The organism is Methylobacterium sp. W2 (assembly GCF_020662345.1).
Classification (GTDB): Bacteria; Pseudomonadota; Alphaproteobacteria; order Rhizobiales; family Beijerinckiaceae; genus Methylobacterium.
Map to the genome: position 1 here is coordinate 73297 of NZ_VMOA01000002.1, position 25509 is coordinate 98805.

The 25509-nt window shown below is 68.2% G+C and carries 12 protein-coding genes; 4 read left to right on the forward strand and 8 right to left on the reverse strand.

Annotation, left to right across the window (positions count from 1 at the left end):
- Positions 1-18: 18 nt before the first annotated feature.
- Together FPV16_RS01600 and FPV16_RS01605 are read right to left on the reverse strand one after the other, a co-directional pair.
- Positions 19-981, reverse strand: coding sequence for a WecB/TagA/CpsF family glycosyltransferase (locus FPV16_RS01600; RefSeq protein WP_227435625.1), 963 nt, complete (start codon positions 979-981; stop codon positions 19-21).
- Positions 978-1982: a UDP-glucuronic acid decarboxylase family protein gene (locus FPV16_RS01605; protein WP_027171171.1), complete on the reverse strand. Its 1005-nt coding sequence runs from the start codon at positions 1980-1982 to the stop codon at positions 978-980. The genes FPV16_RS01600 and FPV16_RS01605 overlap by 4 nt, the downstream gene beginning before the upstream one ends.
- A gap of 425 nt (positions 1983-2407) precedes the next feature.
- Here FPV16_RS01605 and FPV16_RS01610 point away from each other — a divergent pair, with 425 nt between their 5' ends.
- Both FPV16_RS01610 and FPV16_RS01615 read left to right on the forward strand, forming a co-directional pair.
- Positions 2408-3649 (forward strand): polysaccharide biosynthesis/export family protein, encoded by a 1242-nt coding sequence (locus FPV16_RS01610; RefSeq protein ID WP_227435626.1) that lies wholly within the window; start codon positions 2408-2410, stop codon positions 3647-3649.
- Between the two features lie 375 nt (positions 3650-4024).
- Entirely contained in the window at positions 4025-4753 is a 729-nt protein-coding gene (locus FPV16_RS01615; RefSeq protein ID WP_227435627.1) for a Crp/Fnr family transcriptional regulator, read from the forward strand.
- Positions 4754-5086: 333 nt separating this feature from the next.
- Here the strand turns inward: FPV16_RS01615 and FPV16_RS26240 are convergent, their stop codons facing one another.
- Together FPV16_RS26240 and FPV16_RS01625 are read right to left on the reverse strand one after the other, a co-directional pair.
- A complete protein-coding gene (locus FPV16_RS26240) occupies positions 5087-6454 on the reverse strand; it encodes a lipopolysaccharide biosynthesis protein (protein ID WP_227435628.1) in 1368 nt (455 codons plus the stop codon).
- Positions 6455-6639: 185 nt separating this feature from the next.
- Entirely contained in the window at positions 6640-8922 is a 2283-nt protein-coding gene (locus tag FPV16_RS01625; RefSeq protein ID WP_227435630.1) for a GumC family protein, read from the reverse strand.
- A gap of 317 nt (positions 8923-9239) precedes the next feature.
- Here FPV16_RS01625 and FPV16_RS01630 point away from each other — a divergent pair, with 317 nt between their 5' ends.
- The gene (locus tag FPV16_RS01630; protein WP_227435632.1) at positions 9240-10703 is read left to right on the forward strand and encodes a right-handed parallel beta-helix repeat-containing protein; all 1464 of its coding nucleotides are present in this window, start codon (positions 9240-9242) and stop codon (positions 10701-10703) included.
- Here the strand turns inward: FPV16_RS01630 and FPV16_RS01635 are convergent.
- From FPV16_RS01635 to FPV16_RS01650, 4 genes are all read right to left on the reverse strand, one after another.
- Positions 10681-11535: an FkbM family methyltransferase gene (locus FPV16_RS01635; protein WP_227435634.1), complete on the reverse strand. Its 855-nt coding sequence runs from the start codon at positions 11533-11535 to the stop codon at positions 10681-10683. The two genes, FPV16_RS01630 and FPV16_RS01635, sit on opposite strands and share 23 nt — an antisense overlap.
- 111 nt (positions 11536-11646) lie before the next feature.
- Positions 11647-17880 (reverse strand): type I polyketide synthase, encoded by a 6234-nt coding sequence (locus FPV16_RS01640; protein ID WP_227435636.1) that lies wholly within the window; start codon positions 17878-17880, stop codon positions 11647-11649.
- Between the two features lie 34 nt (positions 17881-17914).
- A complete protein-coding gene (locus tag FPV16_RS01645) occupies positions 17915-22396 on the reverse strand; it encodes a MupA/Atu3671 family FMN-dependent luciferase-like monooxygenase (RefSeq protein ID WP_227435637.1) in 4482 nt (1493 codons plus the stop codon).
- Positions 22397-22843: 447 nt separating this feature from the next.
- Positions 22844-24073 (reverse strand): hypothetical protein, encoded by a 1230-nt coding sequence (locus FPV16_RS01650; RefSeq protein WP_227435639.1) that lies wholly within the window; start codon positions 24071-24073, stop codon positions 22844-22846.
- Between the two features lie 439 nt (positions 24074-24512).
- Between FPV16_RS01650 and FPV16_RS01655 the strand changes: the two genes are divergently transcribed.
- Entirely contained in the window at positions 24513-25316 is an 804-nt protein-coding gene (locus tag FPV16_RS01655; protein ID WP_227435641.1) for a response regulator transcription factor, read from the forward strand.
- Positions 25317-25509 lie beyond the last annotated feature (193 nt).

Here is a 25509-nt window from a genome sequence, read left to right on the forward strand (position 1 = left end):
ACGGACCGGGAGCGAGCATCATCCGGGACGATGAGGCGGCGGGGCCGGCATCGCGGGGGAGGCTCCGTCGCCGTCTCGGAACCGACGGGCGAACCATGTCCTGATGAGTTGCCCGGCGGCGAGAAGCAGGAACAGGGGGACGATCTTCATGTAGCGGGCGAAGAGCCGCCTCGGTTCGCTCACGAGGCGGAACAGCCATTCGAGGCCCCGCTTCTGCATCCAGACCGGGGCCTGCCGCTTGGTGCCCGCCAGGAAATCGAAGGCGGCGCCGACGCCGATCATCACCGGCGCATCGATGCGTCCGAGATGGGAGGCCATCCAGTTCTCCTGCTTGGGCGTGCTCAGGCCTACCCAGACGATGTCCGGCCGCGCGGCATTGATCTGTGCCACCACCGCCTCGTCCTCCTCCCGCGACAGGCTGCGGAACGGAGGGCAGCAGGTGCCGACCACGGAAAGCCCCGGATGCGCATCGCTGAGGCGGGCGCTCAGGGCTTCAGCCACGCCGGGTGCTCCGCCGTAGTAGAAATGGCGATAGCCGCGGGCCGGCGACAGGCGCGTGATCGCACGCATCAGGTCGGGGCCGTAGACCCGCTCGGTCGCCGTATGGCCGAGGAGCCGCGACATCCAGACGAGGGGCATGCCGTCCGGCGTCACGAGATCCGCCGCGTTGTGGATCGCGAGCAAGCGCGGGTCGCTCCTGCTCTCGATCACCCCATGGGCCCCGGTGATGCAGACGTAATGCGGCGTCCGCGAGCGGACGAAGGCATCGATGGCCGCGATGGCGTCCGCGAAGGTGATGGCGCTGACGCCGAGCCCCAGAACCGTGGCGCGCGGCAGCTCCCAGCCTCCCACGGGGGCGGGTGAGGCCCCCGCCCTCTCCGCGCCCGTTACCTCGACCGCCTGGCGGCGGTGGGTTTCCGGGCGCACCGATTGCGCCCAGCGATTCAGGTCGGCGCCGCTCGGCGTGAGATCGTCGGTCATCCCGCGACCTGCGTCAGGGGCTCGGAGCGGGCCAGTTCGCGCAGGGCATGAATCGGCGAGCCCTTCTGGATGAGCCGCGCTTCGAAATAGGCGATCGTCCGCACCAGACCGGTATCGAGATCGACCCGCGGCGACCATCTCAGCTTCTCGCGGGCGCGGGAAATGTCGGGGCATCGCCGCTTCGGGTCGTCCTGGGGCAAGGGCCGGCATTCGATCGTCGAGCGCGAGTTGCACAGCTGCACGATGCGTTCGGCCAGGGCGAGGACGTTGATCTCGGACGGGTTGCCAAGGTTGACCACGTCGCCGGGCTCCTCCTCCACCGCCATCAGGCGGAGCAAGCCTTCGACGAGATCGTCCACGTAGCAGAACGACCGGGTCTGGGAGCCGTCGCCGTAGATCGTGATCGGCTGATGCGTCAGCGCCTGGACGATGAAGTTCGAGATCACCCGGCCATCCTGCGGGTGCATGTTCGGTCCGTAGGTGTTGAAGATCCGCGCCACGCGCACCGACATCCGATGTTGTCGGCGGTAATCGTGGAACAGCGTTTCGGCGCAGCGCTTGCCCTCGTCGTAACAGGCGCGCGGCCCGACGATGCTGACATGGCCGCAATAGCCCTCGGGCTGGGGGTGAACGTCCGGATCGCCATAGACCTCGCTGGTCGAGGCCTGGAGGATGCGGGCGTGAAGACGCTTGGACAGGCCGAGCATGTTGATCGCGCCCATCACGCTGGTCTTCGTCGTCTGGACGGGATCGCGCTGATAGTGAACCGGCGAGGCGGGGCAGGCGAGATTATAGATCTCGTCGACCTCCACGTAGAGCGGGAACGTCACGTCGTGGCGAAGGAGCTCGAAGGATTGGTGCGTGAGCAGCTTATCCAGGTTCGAGCGCGCACCTGTCAGGAAATTGTCGACGCAGAGAACTTCGTTTCCCTGCTTGATCAGACGTCCACAAAGATGAGACCCGATGAACCCGGCCCCACCCGTTACGAGGATGCGCTTCATTGTCGGTGCCCCTCCGGCTCATTCCCAGGACCGACGAAGGTCGCGTCCGAGACGGGAACGAGCGTTCCGTCGGTGATCTCGCCCTACCGTTCCCCTCGGCGAGGAACTCGGAGCGCCGCCGAACCATGGCGGACAATCATCGCACACTACAAGTGGCGCATCCGGTGCATAGGGCAGGGCTCATGACCGAATAAGGAATACTACCATCGAATATTACTGCGGATCGACGCCAAAAATTGCCGATTAGATTTCAGAACATGGTCGTTCTTCGGAAGGATTAACTCCTTGTAGAACTGCGATCGTCCGAAAGGCGATGCCGGAGCCGGAATTCCTGCAGTTTAGACTATCGGTGATCCTGCGAGATAGGCCTCACCAGACAAGCGGTCGGTTGATCCATGATGAGACAGCATCGACGGACGCGCTTGGTGCGCGTGCCCCACCGCATTGCGGCACTCGCCCTGTGGGTCGCCCTCGGCGGGGCGGCCAGCGCCCAGGATTCCAACTACCGCCTCGCGCCCGGAGACCGGCTCGGATTGTCGGTCTATGGCCAGGCCGAACTCTCGGGCGAGTTCGTGGTCAATGGCAGCGGCGCGCTGTTCCTGCCCCTGGTCGGCGAAGTCTCCGTGTCGGCGATGACCTTGCCGGAGGCGCAAAAGCAGATCGTCAGCCATCTGGCCGACGGCTTCCTGCAACAGCCGGTGGTGAGCCTGCGCATCACGGAGATGCGGCCGATCTATCTCCTCGGCGATGTGCGCGTCGCGGGGAGCTACCCGTTCCGCTACGGCGCCTCGGTCCTGAGCGGCATCGCCCTGGCCGGCGGCTTCGCGTTGCCCGAACAGGCGCAGATCTCCCAACGCACGGAATTCCTCAGCTCAGACGAGCGGGTCCGGGTCTTGGAGGCGACCCTGCGCCTGCTCATGGTCCGTCGCGAGAGGCTGGAAGCGCAGCGGCAAGACCGCGAGGATTTCACCCCGCCACGCGGCAGCGAGCGCGACGAGGGCTTCACCCGCCTCCTCGCGGAGGAACGCGGGATCCTGAAGGCGCAGCGGAGTGCCTTCGCGCAATCCGCCGAGATGCTCCGTGCGCAGAAGCCGCGGATCGAGGCGGAGATCGCCGGCGTCGAGGCGCAACGCAAGGCGGAGGAGATCCAGCTCCGGCTGATCCAGTCCCATCTCGAGGATTACGAGAAGCTCATCAGCAACGGTCTGGCGCGGCGGTACCAGGGGATCGAACTGCAGCGCGAGGAGGCCCGGAACAAGGGGACCATCGCGCGGCTGAACTCCGAACTCGCCCGGCTCGATCTGGCGATCGGCGACCTCGCCCTGCGCGCCCAGGAACTCACCGATACCTATCACCGCCGCATCCTCACCGAATTGCAGGACGTGACCACGCGCCTGACCGAAGTGGAGATGCAGTTGCCGAGCGCCCGCGAGATCCGGGAGGCGCGCCTCCAGTCCGGCGGCATGCTCGGTGCCGCCACTCCCGGTACCCCGGCGCGGAAGGTCTTCATCACGCGCGCCGTCGGCGAGCGGACAGAGACCTTCGAGGCGAACGAGCGTGCGCTTCTCCAGCCGGGCGATATCATCGACGTCCGCCGCGAACCGCCGACGATCCCGATCCGGACGAGCCTGGCCCTGCCCAAGCCGGGCTCCCTCCCGGCGCGCTGATACGGGAACCGGCACCTCCCCCACGGCCTGCGCGGCGGACATCGACGCCGTTCGGGCGTCGCGAGCCGAATGACCATCCGCCTCGCACTTGCAGGATGCATGTGGACGCAGGCTCGCGCCCTCCCCCCCGCCACGGGCGGAGGCGGGAGCCGGCCGCCTTGGACACGCGGCTCGGCCTCGGCATCCCGATCACTCGCGCGCATCGTCAAAGCTCAGATGCCACGAATTAAAATACACATTGAGGTCAGGCCTAGTACTTAATATTGTACTATTTTACTGGAATTTTAATCAATACTCTGCAGGATGCGAGTCTTCGCCATTGTGTATTCCGAGTTCCTTGAAAGTATAGGCGAGATGCTTGCCGGAGCGTCACTCATGAACTCACGACTCCAGCCGCTCCAGGCGCCGTTGGTCGAGAACCGCCTCTTGCGGGCGCTTCCCATCGAAGTCTTCAGCCAGATGCTGCCGCAACTCGAAGAGGTGGTGCTGACCGTCGGTGAGCGGATCGTCATAGCCAACGAGCCCATTCCGCACGCGTATTTCATCGAGAGCGGACTGGCCTCCGTGACCATGGCGATCGCCGAACGCGGCACCGTGGAGATCGCCGTCGTCGGGCGCGATGGAATGGTCAGCACCGCCCTCGTGCTCGGCATCGAGCATACGCCCCTCACCGTGGAGGTCCGCGTGGCGGGGCGGGCCTTGCGGATGGGCGCGGGCGCCCTGCGCCAGGCGATGGCCCAGAGCAGTGCCCTGCGCGACATCCTCCTGCGCTACGTCCAGGTCGTCATCCTCTGGACCAGCCAGATGGCCCTGGCCAACCGGCACCATTCGGTGGAGGAGCGCCTGGCGCTCTGCCTCCTCCTGGCCAGTGACAGGCTCGACGAGGGCCGCGTGGTGATGACCCATGAGATGCTGGCGCTGATGCTCGGCATGCACCGCCCGCGCGTCACCGTCGCCCTGCACGAGTTGGAGCGCACGCGGATGATCGTGATGCGGCGCGGGCAGATCACGATCCGTGACCGGCTCAAACTCGTCGAACTGGCCGGCGACAGCTATGGCCTCGCCGAGGCCGAGTACGAGCGGCTGATCGGCCCCTTCATCTGAGCCCAGAGGATGGTGAGGGGAACTCATCACCTTCCGCCCGTGCGATGGCGGGTGTCCGCCGCACGCGCCGGGGCTGAGCATCGGTCGGATTCAGCGCCGATTGCCATGACGGGGCGTCGGATCTGCATGCCCAAACCGCCGCGGCCCCGCGCAGGGGCCTGGAAGAGCGTCTGACGATGAAGGCGATCGGATGGGGTGACCCACTCTCGCTCGTCGCCGTGGTGGAACTCCCCGCAAGGGCTGATCGGACAGGTGCCGGCGGGAACGGCGAGGCCAGCGGCATCAGTGGATGCCATGGTCCGCCGGCGGGGCCCGATCCGGTGTGAGCGCCGGTCAGGTCCGCGTCAGTTCCGAAGCCGGCATCCCAGCGACGCGTGATGCCACGGCGCCGCCCATGGCCTCACCCGGGTTGTCCACGGAGCGGGTCGGGATGGCATGGTCTCGCCCCCTGCCGGAGGACGGGCCGGCGGTATCGGCGGCGATCAGCCTGTTGAAGAGGAGGTGCAGCACGATCAGGCGCACGGCGTTCGCGAGGCAGAGGGCAATGCAGGCTCCGTTGAGGCCGAACCCGATGATGAGCGGGATGGCGATCGGGATCGTCGCCACGGCCCCGGCCGCGTTCACGATCAGGGCCTGCTTGGCCTGCGAAACGCCGTGGAAATAGGCGCATACGATATCCGTCACGAAGGCGGCGAGGGCCGCGATGGCGAGGAGCCGGACCGGGGTCGCGATGTCCACATAGGGAGACTGGGCTCCGTAGATGAGGCCGAGCACCTCGTGGGGAAACGCGATGATGGCCCCGAGAAACACGATCACGATGGGCATCCCCGACAGCGCGAGGGGATGGGTGGCGCGCCATGCCTCCGCCTTACCCCCGGCATGCGCCCGCGCGGAGACCTGGAGGATGATGTTGCCGAGCCCGATCATGAGCGGGTTGAGCAGGTTGACGATGTTGAAGCCGGCCTGGAGCAGCGCCGGCAGAGCGGCCCCGGAAAGGCCGGCCAGGAACCAGAACAGGAACTGGACCCGCAGGGCGGCGCAGAGATTGTTCGCCAGCGCCCATCCGCCGAGGCGCCAGAATTCCAGGGCGACGCTCCGGATGCCGGACATCGTATGCCGGCGCAGGGAGAAACCCACCTGTATGCCTTGGAGGATGGCCGCCGCCGCCGATGTGGCGGCCATGGCATAGAGAGCGGTCTCCAGGGTCAGGTCACCCCGGAGCGCGAGCCAGACGACGATCAGGATCTGCCCGAGATAGCTGATGATCTCGCCCGGAACGGCGGCTCCGAAGCGCAATTCCACGAATAGGTAGCGCCGAAACGCCTCCTGGACCTGCCAGACGAAGAAGTAGACGAGCAGCGCCGCGATGAGGTCTGGTCGGCCGACGAGGAATGCCGTGACGGCGAGGACGAGACCGGCCGGAATGCACAGGCCGACGAGCAGGATGAAGCTCGCGCTCATCAGTTCGGAGATGCGGCCCCTGTCCGCGGGATCGGCCAGGACCGACATCGGATAAAACAGCACCGACGACATGACGGTATAGAGGATCATCAGGATCCCGAAGAGCAGCGCGAACGCACCGTATTCCTGCGGCGGCAATGTCCGCGCGAGGGCGATCGTGAACAGGAAGTTGCCGAGGCTCGCGACGCCTTGATCGATCAGGGGCCAGGCGATCCGCGCCGCCCTCACTTTAGCGAGCACCGGCCGGCTCCACCGCCGGCCGCGTTAAGCCGGCACCGGCCGCGCGGCGACGCGGTGCGCCGCCTCCGCTGGCAGGCGTGAATACGACGATGATCGAAGCCATGATCGACATCCGCTGGATGGCCGCCGAGAAAAATCGCGCACAATGACATTGCGCGAGAAGGAAACGAGTCCGGGGGCCGGTCCTACGAGGACAGCTTGGACGGCAGCAGGGTGCCGTGAGCGTGATGCGACCCGGCTTCCTCGAAATGCCCCCGGTAATCGTTGTAATGGGAGCATTGGTCGACGACGCGGAAGTCCTTGTGCTCCGTAAGATTGACATGCGTCAGGACCAGGCCGCGCAGACGCACGGAATTGTCCTGCAGCCGCCGCAACGCCGCCTGGACCGTCTCGCGCGGGGTCCGGTTCCAGTGCACGGCCATGATCGTGACATCGGCGAGGCCGCCCATCGCCAGGACATCCACGGACAGCATCACGGGCGGCGCCTCGAAGAGGACGAGATCGAAGCTCTCCCGAGCCCGCTCGATGAAACTCTCGAAGGCCGGTGTCAGGAAGAGGTCGTGCGAGTCGCCCTGCACGGCCCGATGCAGCACGACGACCCGGCCGGGATCGTTCCGAAGCAGGAAACCCGCCGCGTCGCCGAACACGACATCCTCGAGACTGGGCTGGTCGGTCTCGGCATGGAGGCGCGGCGTGCTGTCGATCACGAGAGTTCGGGTGCCGCGCTGAGCCAGGAGGCTCGCCATCGCCATGCAGAGAAGCGATTTGCCTTCGCCGGGCACCGCGGACGTCACCATGACGACCCGGGGCTCGGCCAGGGCACGGGCTCCGGTGAGGGCCGCGCTGACGAGGCGGATCGATTCGTCGAACATCCGGACCTCGGCGGCCGACGAGCCGCTCGTGAGTTCCGGCACCATGCCGAGGCAGCGGTGGGAGGTTTCGTGCGCGATCTCGGCATCGGAGCGGAAGCCGGTGTCGCGCCGGTCCATCATCACGGCGTAGCCGATCCCCACGCCGCTCGCCCCGAGGACGCTGAGGCAGATCATCATGAGCCGGTTCGGCCCCGAGGGGACCGTCACGGGCTTGGCCGCCATGACGATCTGCGTGGTCGAGGACTTCATCCCGGTGAGCGCCAGCGCCTGGGCATGGCCATCGCTCAGGAGCTTGAGGCGCTCGCGGATGGCCGCCGCGTTGGTCTGCAGGCTCTGCAGCTTGGCGTCCTGCCCCATCCCCTCGACGAGGTGCGCCTTCAGCACGTCGACCCTGTCGGCGAGGTTCGCCTCGTCGGCGGTGGCCGCCTTGACGTCGCTCTCGAGATTGCCGATCGCGCGCTTGATCTCCTCGCGAAGCCGCGTTTGCGCAGCCTCGATATTGGCCTTGGCCTGCAGGTAGGCCGGATGACGCGGTCCGGTCGCGGCGACGTTGGCGAATTCCCGCGTGGCCGATTCCGCGTTCTCCAGCATCCTCTGGATCAGGGGGGCGCCGGAAAGGTCCTGCGCCGAGGGGGTGCCGCCGGCGGCGAAGACCTCCTGCGCCCGCGACAGGCGCGCCTCGGCCGCGAGCCGGGTCTGGCGGGCTGTGGCGAGCTGGGCCACGGCATCGCGCACCTCCTGCTGCGGCAGGCTCATGCCCTGCGTGCCGCCCTCCACATATCCGGTCTGCCGCCTGTAGCGGTCGACGGTCGCCTCGGCGGTCTCGAGTTCGCGCCGGCTCTCGCCGATCTGCTCCTCGAGCCAGGTCCTCGTCCGCTCGGCCGCCGCCACCCCCATCTCGAGGCGGTTGCGCAGATAGGCGTCGACCACGGCGTTGACGATCCGCGCCGAACGCTCCGGCGAGGTCGAGTTGTAGGAGACGTTGATCAGGTAGGCCCGCGTGTCGTTGGTCACGGTCAGGTTCCGCGAGAGCTCGCGGGTCAGCGCCTCCACCGAAGCGGCGGAATTGGCGGGCTGCTTCGCCGATCCGGGCACCAGCGTCGAGAGGATGCGAGAGACGAGGCCCGGCCCCCGCGCGAAGGCCGGGTCGTCCTGGAGCTTGAGATCCTCCACCGCATGCCTGACGATGGCCGGCGAACGGATCACCCGCGCCTCGCTCTCGACGATGGCGCCGGCATCGAGGCTGGTCGCAGCCTGCTGGTTCTGCGACGTGGCCTGAGAGGCGCCGACCCGGCTGAGATCGACCTGGATCAGAGACTCGGCGCTGTACTTGTCCGGCAGCGACCAGCAGATGGCCGTCGCGAGCACCAGGGCGGCGGCGGCGAGCCCGACGATCACCCGGCGATGCCGAAGGATCGCGGTGAGGAACCCCAGGGTCTGGGCTTCGTAGGTCTGGCGGAGCACGACGCTGACCCCGCTCTTCGAGTGATCCAGAACCCGGTTCATTCCGTCCTCGTTGATCGTGGCAAGCGCGACGCTCCGGTCGGGGGATCGGCCGTCGTCCGGGCATCCGGGCCGCGACGGCGGAGCTTCCATCCACCATCCGGCCGATCCACCGCCTGGTCGGTGCGATTGAGCGGGATTCCGCGTTCGCTTGGGAAGTGAGATCACGGACTAACCCGTTCGCCCCTGCGATCTAGACCGTTTTTCACCTTCCTTTCCGCGCGAAGGAACCTGCACTGTTTTGCAGAACCCCGTACAGGGCCGGCGACGGCGAGATCTCGTCCCGGCCGTGACTGTACCGGCAGGCAAGAACTGCTTTCTGTAGGATCGAACTGGTGGATGACCGCTTGGCAAAAGCCTCACCGGCAGCGATGCCCGTCGCACGCTTGGCCCACCGGGCGGCGAGAGCCATGACGCGGCGCGCGCTCCGCCATGCGCTGCCCCTCGCCGGGCTGATCCTCTGGCAGGGGGGCGCCCCCGCGCAGGGAGAGGGCCCGGAGGGGGCCTGCCCCGGCACGGCCGTGCGCGTCGCCGCCGGCGAGTCGATCCAGCGGGCGGCGATCCGCGCCGGAGAGGGCGGGACCATCTGCATTGGTGCCGGCCTCTACCGGATGCAGGAGATCGCGCCCTTGCGCGGTCAGACGTTCCTGGGCGCGCCCGGCAGCATCCTCGACGGCTCGCGCATCGTCCGGCAGTTCGAGCGGGTGGGCGCGTTCTGGTCCCTCACCGGCGTTTACCCGCGCCATGTGGGCGCCGGGCAGTGTCGCGGCGGCGGCTCGCTCTGCCTCTTGTCGTTGGCCGTGTTCCTCGACGGCCAGCCGCTCACCCGCGTCGCGTCACGTGACGATCTCGGTCCCGGACGTTACGTGGTGGAGGCGGCAGCCGGCCGTGCGATCCTGGCCGACAACCCGGAGGGGCGCCGCGTCGAGGTCAGCGGGGCGCGGTTCGCCTTCCGCAGCCGGGCCGCCGATGTACGGATCAGGGGCCTCGTCGTCGAGAAATACGACACGCCGACCCAGATGGGGGCGATCCGCGGCGGCGAGGCCACCGGGTGGCGCGTGGAGGATTCGCAGATTCGCCTGAATGCCGGGCTCGGCGTCGATGTCGGCACCGACGGGGCGATCACCGGCAGCACGATCGAGCGGAACGGCCAGCTCGGCGCGGCCGCGCAGGGCCGGCGCATCCTGATCGAGAACAACCGCATCGCTTCGAACAACACGGCCGGCTTCGACCCCGAATGGGAGGCCGGTGGCCTCAAGATCACCCAGAGCCAGGAGGTGGTCCTGCGCGGAAACCACGTCCATGACAATGCGGGCCCCGGACTCTGGTGCGACATCGATTGCCGGGACGTGATGTTCGAGAGGAACAATGTGGAGAACAATCTCGGCGCCGGGATCTTCTATGAGATCTCCTACGACGCCGTGATCCGCAGGAATACGCTGCGCTTCAACGGCGCGAGCCATCCAACCTGGTACTGGGGGGCCGACATCCAGGTGGCCGCATCGAGCGGCGTCGACGTCTTCGACAACACCATCACCGTCCGGCCTGATGGTCGCGCGATCGTGCTCGTCGACCAGGGCCGCGAGAAGGACGGCGGCGGCTTCTACAGGACGACCGGAAACCGCGTCCACGACAACCGGATCCTGTTCACCGGCAAGGGCAGCGCCGGCGGCGTCACGGATACGGACGCGGCCGCCCCGAATGCCCGGATCATCGAGGAGGGCGGCAACAGTTTCGACAGAAACACCTACGCTGCGCCCGCCGACATGAAGCCGGGCTTCATCTGGGGGCGGACGCCCATCGACTATGCCGGCTTTCGCGATGCCGGACAGGAGAAGCTGGGCCGCCTCGTCACGCGGACGGCACCACCTTAAGAAGGCCCCTCGTCGGCCAGTTCGACGTGTCGCTCCTGGCGGATTCGGCGCGGGACTTGAAGAACATCAGGTTCTCGCCCGACAGGATCATCTCCCGCTTCTCGCGCATGAGGATGTCCTGCAGCGGAAAGCTGGTGCCGTCACCCGGCAGCATCCAGTCGTGCGGTTCGACGATGATCGCATGCGGCTCCGAGACCCAGTCGATCTCGCCGGAGAACACGTCCTTCTCAAAGCCCTCGATATCGATCTTGACGATCAGCAGCTCGCCGTTGGGGATCAGATCCTTGAGTTCCGCGATGGTGGTGATCGGAATTCCCTGGTCGGACCGCTCGGTCCGCACGCTGTCGGCACCGCCGTTGCTGTAATCGAGGTTCACGCAACCGCGCCGGCCGCCGAGGGCGGTCGGGACGACGCAGATGTTGGCACAGACCTCGGTGTTCTTCCGGCAGACGACGAGGTTGTCCTCGTCCGGCTCCACCGCGAGCACGACCGCCCTCGGATAGGCCTTCGCGAAGTAGCGCGCCGCGATTCCCACATTGGCGCCTCCGTCGATGATGATCGGCGTCTTTCCGGCGGTGCAGATCCGCTCGTACTCGCTCCGGGTGGCGGCCCCCTGGCGGACCCGGTCGAGGTTGTAGGTCATGTCGCCGAAGACGGATCTCAGCACCTCCATGTCCGACGTGTGCGGCCGGATGTAGAACGCGCCGTGGATCGTCCGGACCAGACGGGCCTCGCGGGGGGACGCGTGGCGGTGCAGCCCGCGCAGGAGCACGGGCAGGCCGAGTTGCTTGACGTCGTTGTAGTTTTTGTAGGCGCGATCAACGAAATCCATCTTCGGTCTCCCTGCCGGGCAACGGGGTGTCGTCCTGTGCGGAGCGCGGCGACGTCGATGCCCGGTGGGGCTGGCCGATGCGGCATCCGGAATGATCGGTTGGAACCCGCATCAGGCGCTCTTGCGCACGGGATAATGCATCAGGGCGTCGAGCCTGCGCCGGAGGATGCCGGCGAGCTTGTCGACGGCGGGTTCCTGGAACAGCGTCTCGTGCGTCGCCGCGATCTTGTGGATGTCGATCCCTCCCCGGACGAGACCGCCCCAGCCGAGATCCGGACCGGCGAGGAGATAGGGGACATACGCGTCCGTCGAACGGAACAGCAGCATGCTCCCCGCATAGGGCTCGGGCGTGTAGCGGCTCTGCGCGACGAGGTAGGCGTTCATAATGAACTGCGCGCGGTACATGTCGGGGATCGGGACGTTCGGGTCGAAACGCTCCCGCGCGAATTCTGCGGCGCGCCGGCGGCGCTCGATCAGGCGGGACGGCCAGCCGAGCGTATAGCCGAGGCTCCAGCGGCGGACCGCCCAGAGCCGCTCGACGGTGCTGTGATGCTGGGCGGCGCTGGTGGCCGACAGGGTGTCGAAGAGGACGAGAAGCGCGATGGAGAAGCCCGCGCGGGTCAGTTGCTGCGCGACCTCGTAGGCGATCACGCCGCCGCCGGAATAGCCCGCGATCCGGTAGGGACCATGCGCGTCGACCTCGCGGATGGCCGCAATGTAGGAGGCCGCCATCTCCTCGATGGATTCCAGCGGCGCGAGCCGCCCATCGGCGCCCCGTGCCTGCAATCCGTAGAAGGGCTGGTCCCGGCCGAGGCGCCGGCTCAGCTTCTCGAAGTTCAGGACGTTGCCCTGGCCGCCATGGATGCAGAAGATCGGGGCACGGGTGGGGACGCCCCGGCAGATCTCCACCAGGGGCGACCAGGCGACGGGCGGCATCGCCAGCACCTTGTCCGACGCCGCAGCCCCTTCGGTGCCGTCCGCCGCGGGTTCGGGCGCGATCATGCCGCCGACGAGACTCGCCAGTTGCCGCAGGGTGGAGGCGCGGAACAGGGTGGCGATCGGCAGGTCCACGTCGTGGTTCTTGCGGATGCGGGCGAACAACCGGACCGCCAACAGCGAGAACCCGCCGAGCTCGAAGAAGTCGTCCTGGGGACGCACCGCGGGGATGCCGAGCAGGTCCGCCCAGTACCCGCCGATCTGGCGTTCGATCTCGCTCGCGTAGTCCGGCTCGCCGCTGGCCGGCCGGGCCGCACGCTGCGCCGCCGCCGGCTTCGGGCGGATCGCGGCCAGGGCCTCCCGGCGCAGGTCGGACAGGGCGATCGACGACGCGACGATCCCGGCGCCCCGGCAATCGAGGACTCGGCGGAACAGGTCGGGAGCGTCCGCCGCCATGATGCCGGCCTTGAGCCTCGCCTCGAGGCTGGGCGGATGCGCCTCGGCCTGCGAGGACTTCACGGCGCGGGACACGCTCTGCAGGGTGAAGCCTTCGAAGACGGCGAGCGGCACCCCGTTCACATCGCCGATGACCACGTCGAACCGGGCGGAAGCGCCGTGCTGCAGCGCCGTAAGCCGCGCGTGACTGCGGATCCGACAGGGCCAGCGCCCCGGTGCGATCCGCATGCGCTCGATCGACGTGGGGACGTAGACCATGTCGTCGGCCGGGGGGGCGAGAAGATGCAGCCCGAAGGTGGTCGCGAGATCGGTGAGCGCCGGGTGCGCCGTGATCCCGTCGAGGTCGCCCGCGAACTCGGCGGCCAATTCCAGTTCGGCCACGGCCTCCCAATCGCCGCGCTCGATCCAGCGTATCGTGTGCCAGCGCGGCCCGAATGTCACGGTCTCCCCCTGCGGGAAGCCGAGGCCCGGAAGCGCGTGCACCCCCTCCCGGCGCGCTGCCCGACGGGCCACCCGCCGGACCGCCCAGGGCAGGGTCGATCCCGGCCACAGGGTGGCGCGCGCGTGCTCGACCCATTCCTCGCCCAGGAGGGGGCGGCTCTCGACGGAGAGGGCGAAGCCGCCGCCGTCGCGAGCTGTGAGCGTGGTGCGCACCAGGCGCTTCACGCCGGGCTCGAACACGAGGGGAAGATCGACCGTGAGCCCCCGCAGATCGACGCCGGAGGAGGTGAATCCCGCCGTGGCGGCCGCCAGTGCGATCTCGGCATAGGCCGCGCCGGGCAGGATCGGACGGCCGTCGAGGACGTGCTCCGCCAGGACCCACATGCGGGCGGGATCGTAGAGGGCCTGGAAGGTGATGACGGTCTCGGTGCGGCCGGTCTCGACCCCGAGGAGCGGGTGACCTTCGGGGGTACCGGACATGGCCGCCCCCCCGTAGATTCGGGCCGCCATGCCGATATCGCCCCAGATTCCCCACGCCACCGAGAGGCCGTCGCCGCGCCGGGCGGCCAGCGCGTCCAGGGCGGTGTTGGCGGCGGCGTAATCGACCTGGCCGGGCGGGCCGATCTGGGCGCTGGTGGAGGAGAACACCACGAACAGGTCGAGGCTTCCCTCCGGCAGCAGCGCGTCGAGAACCAGGCCCCCGGCCAGCTTCGGCGCCATCACCCGGCGGCTGGATTCGACGGTCTTCTCCATGATCGGGCCATCGTCGATGGAACCCGCCGCATGGAACACGCCGTGGAGCGCACCGAAGCGTTGCCGCGCGGCGACGATGACCCGCTCCATGGCCGCGCGGTCGGTCACATCGGCGCTCACCGCGAGGATCTCCGCCCCCTCGGCTTCCAGATCGCGGATCGCCGCAACATGGGCGGAGGCATCGCGCCCCACCAGCACGAGCCGCGCGGTCACATCGCGCGCCAGCCAGCCGGCGAGGGCGAGGCCCAGGCCGCCGAACCCGCCGGTGACGAGATAGACGCCGTTCCGGCGCAGCCGATGGGGAAGCCCCGCCGGCCCTTCGATGCGCGTGGGCACCATCCGCTGAACCCATCGCGCACCCCCGCGATGGGCCACGAGGTCGACGCCGTGCTCCGCGTCGCATTCCGCCAGGACGAGGGCGGCTTCGGCCACCGGATCCTCGTCGCGGCTGGGGCCATCCTCGCCGCCGAGATCGATGACCTGCGTCGCCAGGCCCGGCATCTCGCGGGGCAGGACGCGACACAGGCCGAGCAGGGTCGCGCGCTCCGGATGCCGGGCCGCATGGTCCGGGGGCGACTGGCTCTCCCGCGTCACGATGCTCAGGCGTTTCGGCACCGCGACGTCGCAATATTGCATCGCCTGGCAGAGGGCGAGAAGGCTGTCGAAGCCCAGTGCCTGTTCGGCGCAGGGGCGCTCCGGGGACGGGTCCGGCGCGCTCATCGACCAAAGATGGAGGATGTGATCCGGCGCCATTCCATCCCGGTCGAGAGCCGCGACAAGATCCCGGTACTGGGTCGGCTGGTCGGGCCGCATCTGATACAGGCGGTTGCGGACGGTGAAGGCCTCGCCGGGACGCACGACGGTCACGCGCGCGCCCCGGTTCTCTAGGGCAGCCAGGATCGCGGTGCTCAGGCGCGAGGCGTCGGCGAAGACCAGCCATGTCCGGTCCGGCGCGGCCGCGCGGGCCGCGACCGGCACCAGCATCCATTGCGGCACCGAGAACCAGTTCTCCATGGAATCGAGACGCTGGAGCCCGTCCGCACCGGCCTCGACGGCCACCGGCATCGTCCCCGCCCGCACCGGCGCGATCCAGTGCCGGTGCTTCTCGAAGGCATAAGTCGGCACGGGAACCCGGCGCGCGTCGTCGCCCCCGCGGATCACCGCCCAGTCGACGGCATAGCCGCAGGCCCAGAGCTTGCCGATTGCGGTCAGGGCGACGCAGACATCCGGTTCCGTATCGCCGGGCTGGCCCATGGTGGGAGCAATGACCAGTGGGGCGAAGCTCCCGCCTTCCGCGAGGCGCGCGAGGGCGCCGAGGCTGTGGCCCGGCCCGATCTCCAGGAGCGCGCGGTCGGGCTCGGCCAGGATCGCCGAGACGCCGGCGCCGAAGCGAACGGTCTGCCGGAGATGCGACACCCAGTAGTCCGGCCGCGTGAGTTCGCCCGGCCCGACGAAGGCGCCGCTGAGATTCGAGACGAAGGGGATCGTCGGGTCGCGCAGGGCGATCGAGTCCAGGCGCGCGCGGAACCGATCGAGGAAGGGGTCGAGCATGCGCGAATGGGCGGCGACGTCGATCCGCAGCCGGCGAAACTCGATCCCGTCCTCCGCCAGCCGCCGTTCGAGGGCAGCGATCTCGTGGACGGAGCCGGTCGCGACGGTCAGCGTCGCGGCGTTCTCCGCCGCGATGTCGAGGGCGTCACCGATCCGCTCGCGCAACTCCGCCGAGGGCAGCGACACCGCCAGCATGGCGCCCGCGGGCGCGGCCTCGAAGATCTGCCCGCGCAGGACGACGACGGAAAGGGCATCGGCGAGGGACATCACGCCGGCGATGCAGGCGGCGGCATACTCGCCCATGCTGTGCCCGATCACGGCAGCGGGGCGGATGTTCCAGGCGAGCATCATGCGCGCCGTGGCGTATTCGACGATGAACAGGGCCGGGATGGTGTAGCGCGGCCGCGCGAGGAGGGCGGCGGCGGCGGCGTCGCCCGGTTCGCTGTCGAGGAGCAGCGCCCGCAGGCCGTCCGGTGCATCGGGCGGCAGCAGCGCCAAGCATGCCTCCAGCGCCTCGCGGAAGGCCGGGACGTCCCGGTAGAGATCGCGGCCCATGCCCGGATATTGCGCCCCGCCGCCGGGGAACATGAAAACCGCGCCGACGGTCCCGGCACCGGCGCTGCCCAGGCCCATTCGGCGGTGGGTGTGGCTGGCCAGGATCTCGCACACCCCCGCATGATCACGGGCGATGACGGCGCAGCGATGCGGGAAGGCGCGGCGGCCGGCCTGGGTGGTGAAGGCCGCGTTCGCCAGTGTCAGCCCCGATGCAGGGTCGGCCAGCCTCTCGCGCCATTTGCGTTTCGCCCCGTCGAGGGCCTCGGCGGTTCGTGCCGACAGGGCAAGGATCTGCCAGTCCCGCGCGGGACCCGGCACAGGCACGGCCGGGGCCTCCTCCAGGATGACGTGGGCGTTGGTGCCGCCGACCCCGAGGGAGTTCACCGCGGCACGCCGGGGCGTCCCGGTCCGTGGCCAGGGTCTGGCCGTCGTGACCACCGAGAACGGGCTCGCGGAAAAATCGAACCGGCCGTTGGGCCGGGCGCAGTTGAGGCTCGCGGGCAGTTCCTCGTGATGCATCGCCAGGGCGACCTTGATGAGGCCCGCCACCCCGGCCGCCGTGTCGAGATGCCCGATATTGGTCTTGAGCGAACCGATGCCGCAGAACTGGCGCCGGCCGGGGACGGAATAGGCCTCGCTCAGGGCCGCGAGCTCGATGGGGTCTCCCACCGGCGTGCCGGTCCCGTGCGCCTCGATGTAGCTGACGCTGCCGGGGTCGATCCCGGCGACGGCAAGGGCCTCGGCCGCCGCGCGCGCCTGTCCCTCGACGCTGGGCGCGAGATAGCCGGCCTTGGTCGAGCCGTCATTGTTGACCGCCGAGCCGCAAATGACCGCGTAGATGTGATCCCCGGCGGCGACCGCGTCTTCCAGCCGGCGCAGGGCCACGATGCCGACCCCGCTGCCGAACAGGGTGCCGTTGGCCTCGTCGTCGAAGGCGCGGCAATGCCCGTCCGGCGACAGGATCTCGCCCTCGGCGGCGCGATAGCCCTGCCGGTGCGGCACCTCGATGGTCACGCCGCCGGCCAGCGCCATGTCGCATTCGCCGGACAGAAGGCTCTGGACCGCGAAATGAACTGCCACCAGGGATGTCGAGCAGGCGGTCTGCACCGAGATGCTCGGCCCCTGCAGGTCGAGGAGGTAGGAGGCCCGCGTGGCGAGGAAATCCTTGTCGTTGCCCGTGTGGCGCAGGAGGAAGAGTCCCACCTGATCGACGAGCTCGGCATTCGTCAGCAGGTTGTTGGCGAAATAGGCCTGCATCCCGCAGCCGGCGAAAACGCCGATCGGGCCCGGAAACGCCTCGGGACGATGACCCGCATCCTCCAGCGCTTCCCAGGCGCATTCGAGGAAATGCCGGTGCTGGGGATCGAGGATGGCCGCTTCCCGTGGGCTCAGGCCGAAGAAGCCCGCGTCGAACGCCTCCATGTCGGGCAGGGCCATGCCGGCCTTGACGTAGCGCGGGTCGCGCAATTGCGTGGCGGAGACGCCGGAGGCCAGCAGCTCCTCGTCGCTGAACCAATGCGTCGCCTCGCGTCCCGCCTTCAGCAGATCCCAGAGCTCGCCGGTCGTGGCGGCGTCCGGGAAACGCCCCGCCATGCCGATGATGGCGATCCGGCCGGGTGCATCACCTGCTGTGTCGGGGATCGGCGAAAACATGGCGTACCTCACGTATTCTCTGGTGACCGAGGGCTCAGGCGACCGTCGCCGGCATCTCCTGGCGGCGTCGGAGCGCCTGCCGCGCCTTGGCCCGGTCGTGTCCCCGGTCCGCCGCCGAGGGACCGGTGGCGAATCCTCCGAGATGCAGGGAGAGGGTGCGGATCGTGGGGAAGCGGAACAGGTCGGTGATCGCGATCTCGCGGCGGAGTTCCTCGCCGAGACGGCGCTGGACCTGCACCACGAGGAGGGAGTGACCGCCGAGGTCGAAGAAGTTCTCGTTCGTGGCGACGACCGAGCGACCGAGCGCTTCGCCCCAGATGCCGGCGATCAGCGCCTCCACCGAACTCATCGGCGCCTCGGGCGATGCCGATTGCGTCTCCGATGACTGATGCGGCGCCGGCAGCGCGCCACGATCGACCTTGCCGTTCAGGGTCATCGGGAAGGCGGGCAGGACCACGATCGCTGCCGGGACCATGAAGGCGGGCAGCGTCGAGGCGACGGCCTCGCGCAGGGCCTCCGGCCGCGGGATCGCGCCGTCCCTGGCGGTGACGTAGCCCACCAGGCGCTGGTCGCCGTCGCTATCCTCGCGCGCCACCACGACGGCGGCAGCGATGCCGGGTTGGCGCGCCAATGCGGCCTCGATCTCGCCCAGCTCGATGCGGTGCCCCCGGACCTTGACCTGGTGATCGAGCCGCCCGAGGAAGATCAGCGCTCCAGAGGCATCCCGGCGGACGAGGTCGCCCGTCCTGTAGAGCCGTCCCGGGCCGAAGGGATTGGGGACGAACCGCTCCGCCGTGAGCTCCTCGCGGCCGAGATAGCCACGGGCGAGGCCCTCCCCGCCGATATGGAGTTCGCCCGCCACATAGGCCGGGCACGGGCGCCGGTGCGCGTCGAGCACGTGCAGCGCCGTGTTGGCGATGGGTTCGCCGAGGGTCACGCCGCGTTCCAAGCCGTCGATCTCGACCACCGCCGACCAGATCGTCGTCTCCGTCGGCCCGTACATGCCGAGGAGCGTGCCGGGCAGGAGGTCGCGCAGCCGGCCGGCGAGATCCGCGCTCAGGGCCTCGCCGCCCACCATCATGGTTCCGAGTTGCCCCAGGGCGTGGCGGCCCGCCGCATCGGCCACCAGCATCCGGGCCATGGAGGGCGTGCACTGGAAGTGGGTGACCCGGTGCCGGACGATGTCCTCGGGCACCGAGGCCGGCACGGTCGCGGTGAGGGTTCCGGCCAGAACCATCAGGCGTTTCAGGTGTTCGAGATGGTCGAGGGCGAGATCGGTCGGCACCCCGAAATCGACGAGGCAGGCGATCTCGTCGGTCCCGATGCGCCGCACCGCCTCCACCATGCCAAGGCAGGATTCCGGGGTGCCAAACAGGCCGCCGGTGCGGTGATAGCGCTCGAAGGCGTGATCCAGCAGCGCGTCGCGATCGGCGGCCGACAGGTCCCCGGCATCGAGGATGTCGGCCGGCGTGCGGCCGTCGGAGGCCGCGCGCTGGACGAAGGTGGGGAAGGTCCAGGCGGCCTGCCTGACCAAGTCCATCGCGCTGCCGAGATAGCGCTTCATCGGCTCGCGGACGGTCTCGCGGACCAAATCCTCGTCCTCGCCCACGAAGGTGTGGAGCATGAGGGTGACGTGCCCCTCGCCGGCATGGCCGGCCTCCCGCCACGCCATGCGGTATTGCCGGATCTTGTCCGCCAGTTGCTCGAGGGTCTGGCCGAGGAGATGGGTGAGGACACCGCATCCCAGACGCCCGGCCTGGACGAAGGTGTCGGGATTGCCGGCCGCCGTGAGCCACATCGGCAGTTCGGGCTGGATCGGCCGGGGCATCGTGCCGATCTCCACGATCTTGCCCAGCGGGTTGGGGAACGGCAGGCGCTCGCCGCGCCAGAGGCGGCGGATGTCGTCGACCTGCCCCGCCATTCTCTCCTTGCGCTCGGCGAAGCGCTCGGGCGCCAGGACGAAGTCGTTCGGCTGCCAACCCGACGCGAAGGCAATGCCGGCCCGGCCCTTCGAGAGGTTGTCGATCATCGCCCAGTCTTCGGCGACGCGCAGGGGATGGTGGAGCGGCAGGACGCAGCTGCCGGCGCGGATCTTGACGCGCTCGGTGCAGGCGGCGAGGGCGGCGGCGCTCAGCGCCGCATTGGGGTAGAGGCCGCCGAAAGCGTGGAAATGCCGTTCGGGCGTCCACACCGCCTCGAAGCCGTTGCGGTCGGCAAAGCGCGCACCCTCCAGCAGCAGGCGGTACTTGTCCTGCGGGTCCGCCGCGTCGTCGTTCGAGAAGTAGAACAGGCTGAAGCCGGGGCCGGAACTCGGCTCGGAGCGCTGGCCGTGCAGTACCACTGTGAAGCCGCGCGCCAGGGTCCAGAGGATTTCGAGCACCGAAATGTCGAAGGACAGGCTCGTCGCCGCGAGCCAGATGCCGGGGGGGTCGTGCGGGATCCGGGCATCCATGCCGGCGCAGAAATTCATCAGGTTGCGATGGGTGATCGCGACGCCCTTGGGCCGGCCGGTGGAACCCGAGGTGTAGATGACGTAGGCGAGATCTCCCCCGCCGGCGCGGCCGGGCGGCGGCGCGACCTCGCCCTGGGCGTCCGCGGTGTAGAGCACCGTGGTCGAGGCGAAGGCCAGGCGCTCTTGGAGGGAGCGGCTCGTCAGCAGGACCTCGGCGCCCGAATCCTCGAGCATGTAGGCGAGGCGTTCGCGCGGATACTCGGCATCGAGGGGCAGGTAGGCCGCACCGGCCTTCAGGGTCGCGAGGACGGCGACGACGAGGTCGGGCACCCGCTCGTGGCAGATGCCGACGATGGTCCCCGGCCCGATTCCGGCCGCGACGAGGCGGCCGGCAAGTTCCCCGGCGGCGCGGTCGAGGTCGCCGTAGGTGAGGCGGGCTTTGCCGGCGACCACGGCGTCCCGCTGCGGTGACGCTGCGGCCCAGGCGGCGATCTCGTCGTGGATGCTGCGATCCTCCGCGAAGGGCGCGGTGGTGGCATTGATCGCCGCCACGATCGCCGCCTCTTCCTCCGGCACCAGGGGGAGCGCGCCGAGGCGGATGTCGGGATCGGCCAGGAACGCGCGGAGGAAGGCCGCGAACTGCCCGGCCATGGCTTGCGCGACCGCGACCTCGAAGGTCCGGCCGCAAATGAGGAGCTCAGCCCGGTCCCCGCTGTCGCTCAGAACCAGCACAAGTTCGGAGCCGGAACGCGCCAGGAGACCCGGCTTTGCACCGCCATGGACCATGCCGATCTTGCGCCATCCGACGGCCTTTTCGCGCAAGTCCGACGATGCGACGCGTGGCGGTAGATCGGCGGCCAGAATCCCCCTGTCGGCGAGGTCCGCGCGCGTTTGTCCGTAGGCGGCCCGCAGCTCCGCGACGGTGCCGTCCCGGTCGACGGCCAGGGTCAGGGGACGGTCCGGCAGGAACCACGGCGAAGTCTCGCATACGGAATCGGCGGCGGCTTCGCTGAGCCCCAGCGTGACCCGCGGAGCATCGCAGACGAGGCCGATCCAGGCGACGAAGGCCGCCGCCGCGTCGTCCGGGTTCGCCGTCCGGGCAAGCGGGACCGAGATGGAATACGGCGCGGCGTCGGACCCGCCGGCCCCGCGACGGGGATAGGGCAGCGTCGGCGCGGCGACATCGGCCAAGCGCTCGATCCAGAACGCCTCGTGGGCGGCGGCGAGGCGCTGGGCCGCCGTGATCGCCTCGGCGCGCGGCCCTTCGATCTCGGGCAGGACCGTGCCGACGACGAACATCGCCCCGGCCGGCTCGCCCCGCAGGGTCGTGAGACCGGTAAGGACGATCTCGCGATCCGCCGTCGCGACGGACACGAGGTCGGGCCCCACCCGCGTGATCGTGCCGGGACGGAGGTGACCCGAGGCGGCACCGATCTCCGCGCCCCGGACGAGAACGAGATCCTGCCCGATCAGGATCTTCGGCCGCGCCAGCGGGTTGGGCACCGGGCCGAAATCGAGGGCGCGGACGAGGGCCGCGATCCTCCCGGCGGGCTGGTGGAAATCCAGGGTCGCGGCGCGATCCGGGCGCTTCAACCGGCCGTGATAGCTGCGCTCGCCCCGCTGCGGCCTCGCCTCCGCGCGGCCCGAGACGAGCCCATCGAGGAGGGCGGCAAAGCTCGAGGCGCCGGCCTCGTAGCAGCGGCCGTTGAGGCTGAAGACGGTGTCACCGGGCAGGATGTCGAAATGCTCCTGGGCCAGGATGGCGCCGGTATCGATGGTCTCGTCGATCTGGTGCCAGGTCACCGCATGGGAGGTCTCCCCGGCGAGGATCGCCCAGGTCGTGGCATGGAGGCCGGCATGCCTCGGCAGGGGGCCGTCGTGAAAGTTGATCGCCCGGCGCCGGACCCGGGCGAGGATGGCGGGCGGGATCACATCGAGATTGCCGACGCTGAACAGGAAATCGACCGGTGCCTGGCCCTGGCCCGCTTTCAGGAACGCGTCCTTCTCGATGAGGGTGAGACCCGCGCGGCGCGCCCAGTCGGCGGCCCGGGAATCTCGCGTCACAACGGCGGAGATCGCATGTCCCGCGGCCAGGAAGAGCTCCGCGCATCGGATCAGCAATGTCCCATCGCCGATGAAACAGGCGGTGGGTCTCGCATCGTCCTCAGCATGATGGGCGACCGTATCGTCCCGAGGACGGTTCCCGATGAATTCCATCTCGACAGGCTCCGGTACCGCTGTACGTCATGGGAATCGATAATTTGAAACAAAAAACGAGATTTCAAATTTTACAAATCAGGCAAAAGGCTTGTTTCCCACAAACAACGACATCAATTCCAAGAATATTGTTGAATGAAGATCGGCTATGGGACAGCGATCCGGACGGAACCGGTGCCCGAGGTCTTCACCGAAAGGGATGATTGAGACGAACCCAGATCCGCATGACGAACCGAACTCGTTTTCTCGACCTTGCAAATAAAGAATGCTGCGTTAATCCGCGCATGAGAAGCGCTACTTCGGATTACTGAGCTTTTTCCCCGAGGGCGCCCCATTGCCGCGGGCGGATTTCACCTGCGCCGCCGCCCGGGCCAGGGGTGGCTGCGTGAGTGACGAAACCGGGAGGCGCGAGGCCCGGACCGATTCGTGGGCCTCGCCGTTCGGGCCGGCGCCTCCGTCATCGGACAGCGCCTTCGCGGCGGGGGAGGACTCCGCCGATGCCGGCGCGGCGGCGTTCGCCTGGGGCCGCCCGTGATTCGGGCGCGGAGACGCGCGGCGGAGGATTGGGGGCGCCGGCACCGCTTTCGGCTTCGATGGGGCGATGCCCCTCGCATAGGTCAGGGCGTCGAGGGAGGCGAAGGTGGCGCCGCCGAGCGTCAGCCATCTCGGGCGCAGGTCGCTCGCGGGCGCGCCGTCCACCGGCGCGACCTCCGGGATCTTGGACGCAGCGGCCCGCGCCGCTTCGGATCCGCCCTCCGCGGCGTCGGTCTTCGCCGCACCGGTTTTTGCGACGTCGAGTGTCGCATCGGCATCGACCGACGCCAGCTCCATCCGCGCCGGGGCATCGCCATCGCGGGCGAGCCCGATCTCCGCCAGGGCGGTCTCGGCCACCCGGCGTGCCTCATCCGCCAACGTCTGCGCCCGGATCGCCGCATCGGCGCGGGCCTGGAGATCCGCAGCCTCGGACCGGAGGGTCGAGACCTCCCTGCGGCTGGCCTCGAACTGCCCTTCGAGGCGCTGGAGCGCCTGCTCGCGGTCATCCGCGCGGGCGGACAGAAGCTGGCGATCGTAGCGTGTCCGCTTCAGGTCGGCCTCCACGGCCTCAAGCGCTTGGCGCCCGTCATCGACCTGCCGGCCCAGAAGGGAACGGGCGATCTCGGCCGCGTCCTTCTCCGAGCGAAGCTCCAGGGCGAGGGTCGTGATTCGGTCCTCGGCCTGCTGCAGGGCGGCCCGATACCCGTCCTGGGTCTGGCGCGCCTCGCGCGCTCCCACGGACCGGGTCGTCTCGACCACGAGGCCGAACACGATCGCACTGAGAATGGAGGTCGTGGCCAGCAGCCAATAGAGGCTGCCCGAAAACCGGCGCCCCGGCCGATTCGGGGCGACGAGGTCGGCATGGTCGTGTCGGAACGACTCGGCCCACCCCCCACCTGCGGGGAGCGGCGCGCGAACCGAATCGACCTGCGCCGGATCGCAGGCGCCGATCGATCTTTTTGAGCCGGCAAAGCTGTTATGAGGGTGCAACCACCTGCCCAACATATCGAATCTCACATCACTGCAACTGTATGCCGCCGATTGTACCTCGCGCTGTCAGTCATCGGAGATCGATAGAGACCTACTCCGAACGGACGATCTCGGCGTATGACCGAACCCGAACGATCCGAGCGGAATCTATACAGTCGCTGAATTTGAGATGATGCAGGAATCCGCGAGTGCGCCTCTCAATGTTCGCACCTAGAACCACCATAAATTAACATCCGCATAGAGCTTTCGGATGGCCGGGCGAAGTCAGAGACCGCGATCGATCAAATGGGATGACCAAATAAGGATTATCTAACCCATTTTTCATTGACGATCAGATTGTTCCAATTCATACCAGACTCTCAATTTAATGTATCGATTTGTACATTACTTGAAGACGGAGCAGTCGATTTATTCGATGCGAATCGGTGGGGGTCCAGCGATGATTCATGTATCCGGAACTGCCTTTCCACGACTCAATGTTGCACCTGCAAAACGTCCGGCAACCGTCATCAGCGGCGGAACGGCGCTCTACAGAGAAGGCTTACGCTACATCTTGATAAAGAGCGGCTTCGACGTGATTTCCACGACGGGAAGCCTCGATCAGGTCCAGGATTTTACTGAAACATTTGATTCTAATTTGATTGTTATCATAAGTATCCACCCGACGGTGGACGCGCCGACCGAAGAGATCATCAACGCTCGTCTTCGTTTTCCGAAGAGCTTCATCATCTGCATCTGCGCGACCTGCGAAGCCGAGCATGTGGCACCGATGCTGGAATGCGGCGCGGCGGCCATCCTTCTGTCCAGCGCCGGTTCGGATACGCTGGTGCAGGCCCTGGAACTGATCCTGCTCGATCACTGCGTCGTGCCGCACCTGTCGATTCGCGCGCATGTGAAGACCGAGCCGTGCGAGGAGGCGGATCAGGCACCGGCACCCATCAGCGAGGATCGGCCTCCCTCGGACGATCAGACGTTCCAGCTCTCGGAGCGGGAACTCAGCATCATCGCCTGCCTGATCAAGGGCGATTCGAACCGCACGATCGCCGAGCGCCTATCCATTGCCGAGGGACGCGTGAAAGGTAACGTCAAAGCGATCCTCCGAAAGATCAATGTCCGAAACAGAACACAGGCCGCGCTCTGGGGTATCAAATACTGCAACGCCGGGGACCGGAGCAGTCTGGTCGCGCATCATCCGGGTGTGGCATCCCTGAACGACGTGCTCGAAGAGATGGCGACCGTCTAAGGTTACCATTGAGGCGTTTGTTCAAGGCGTTCCCTCATCCTGGGGTGCCGCGTAGCGACTTTGAGAGAGCCTTCCAGTTATCGCTTTGGTGTCTGGAGGGCTCCCTCAAAGCCCTTTGCTGCCGCAAAGGGCACCTCAGGATGAGGTGGTCTGATTGGATGATCGGCTTTGGCATGAGCAACCGCCGAGAAAA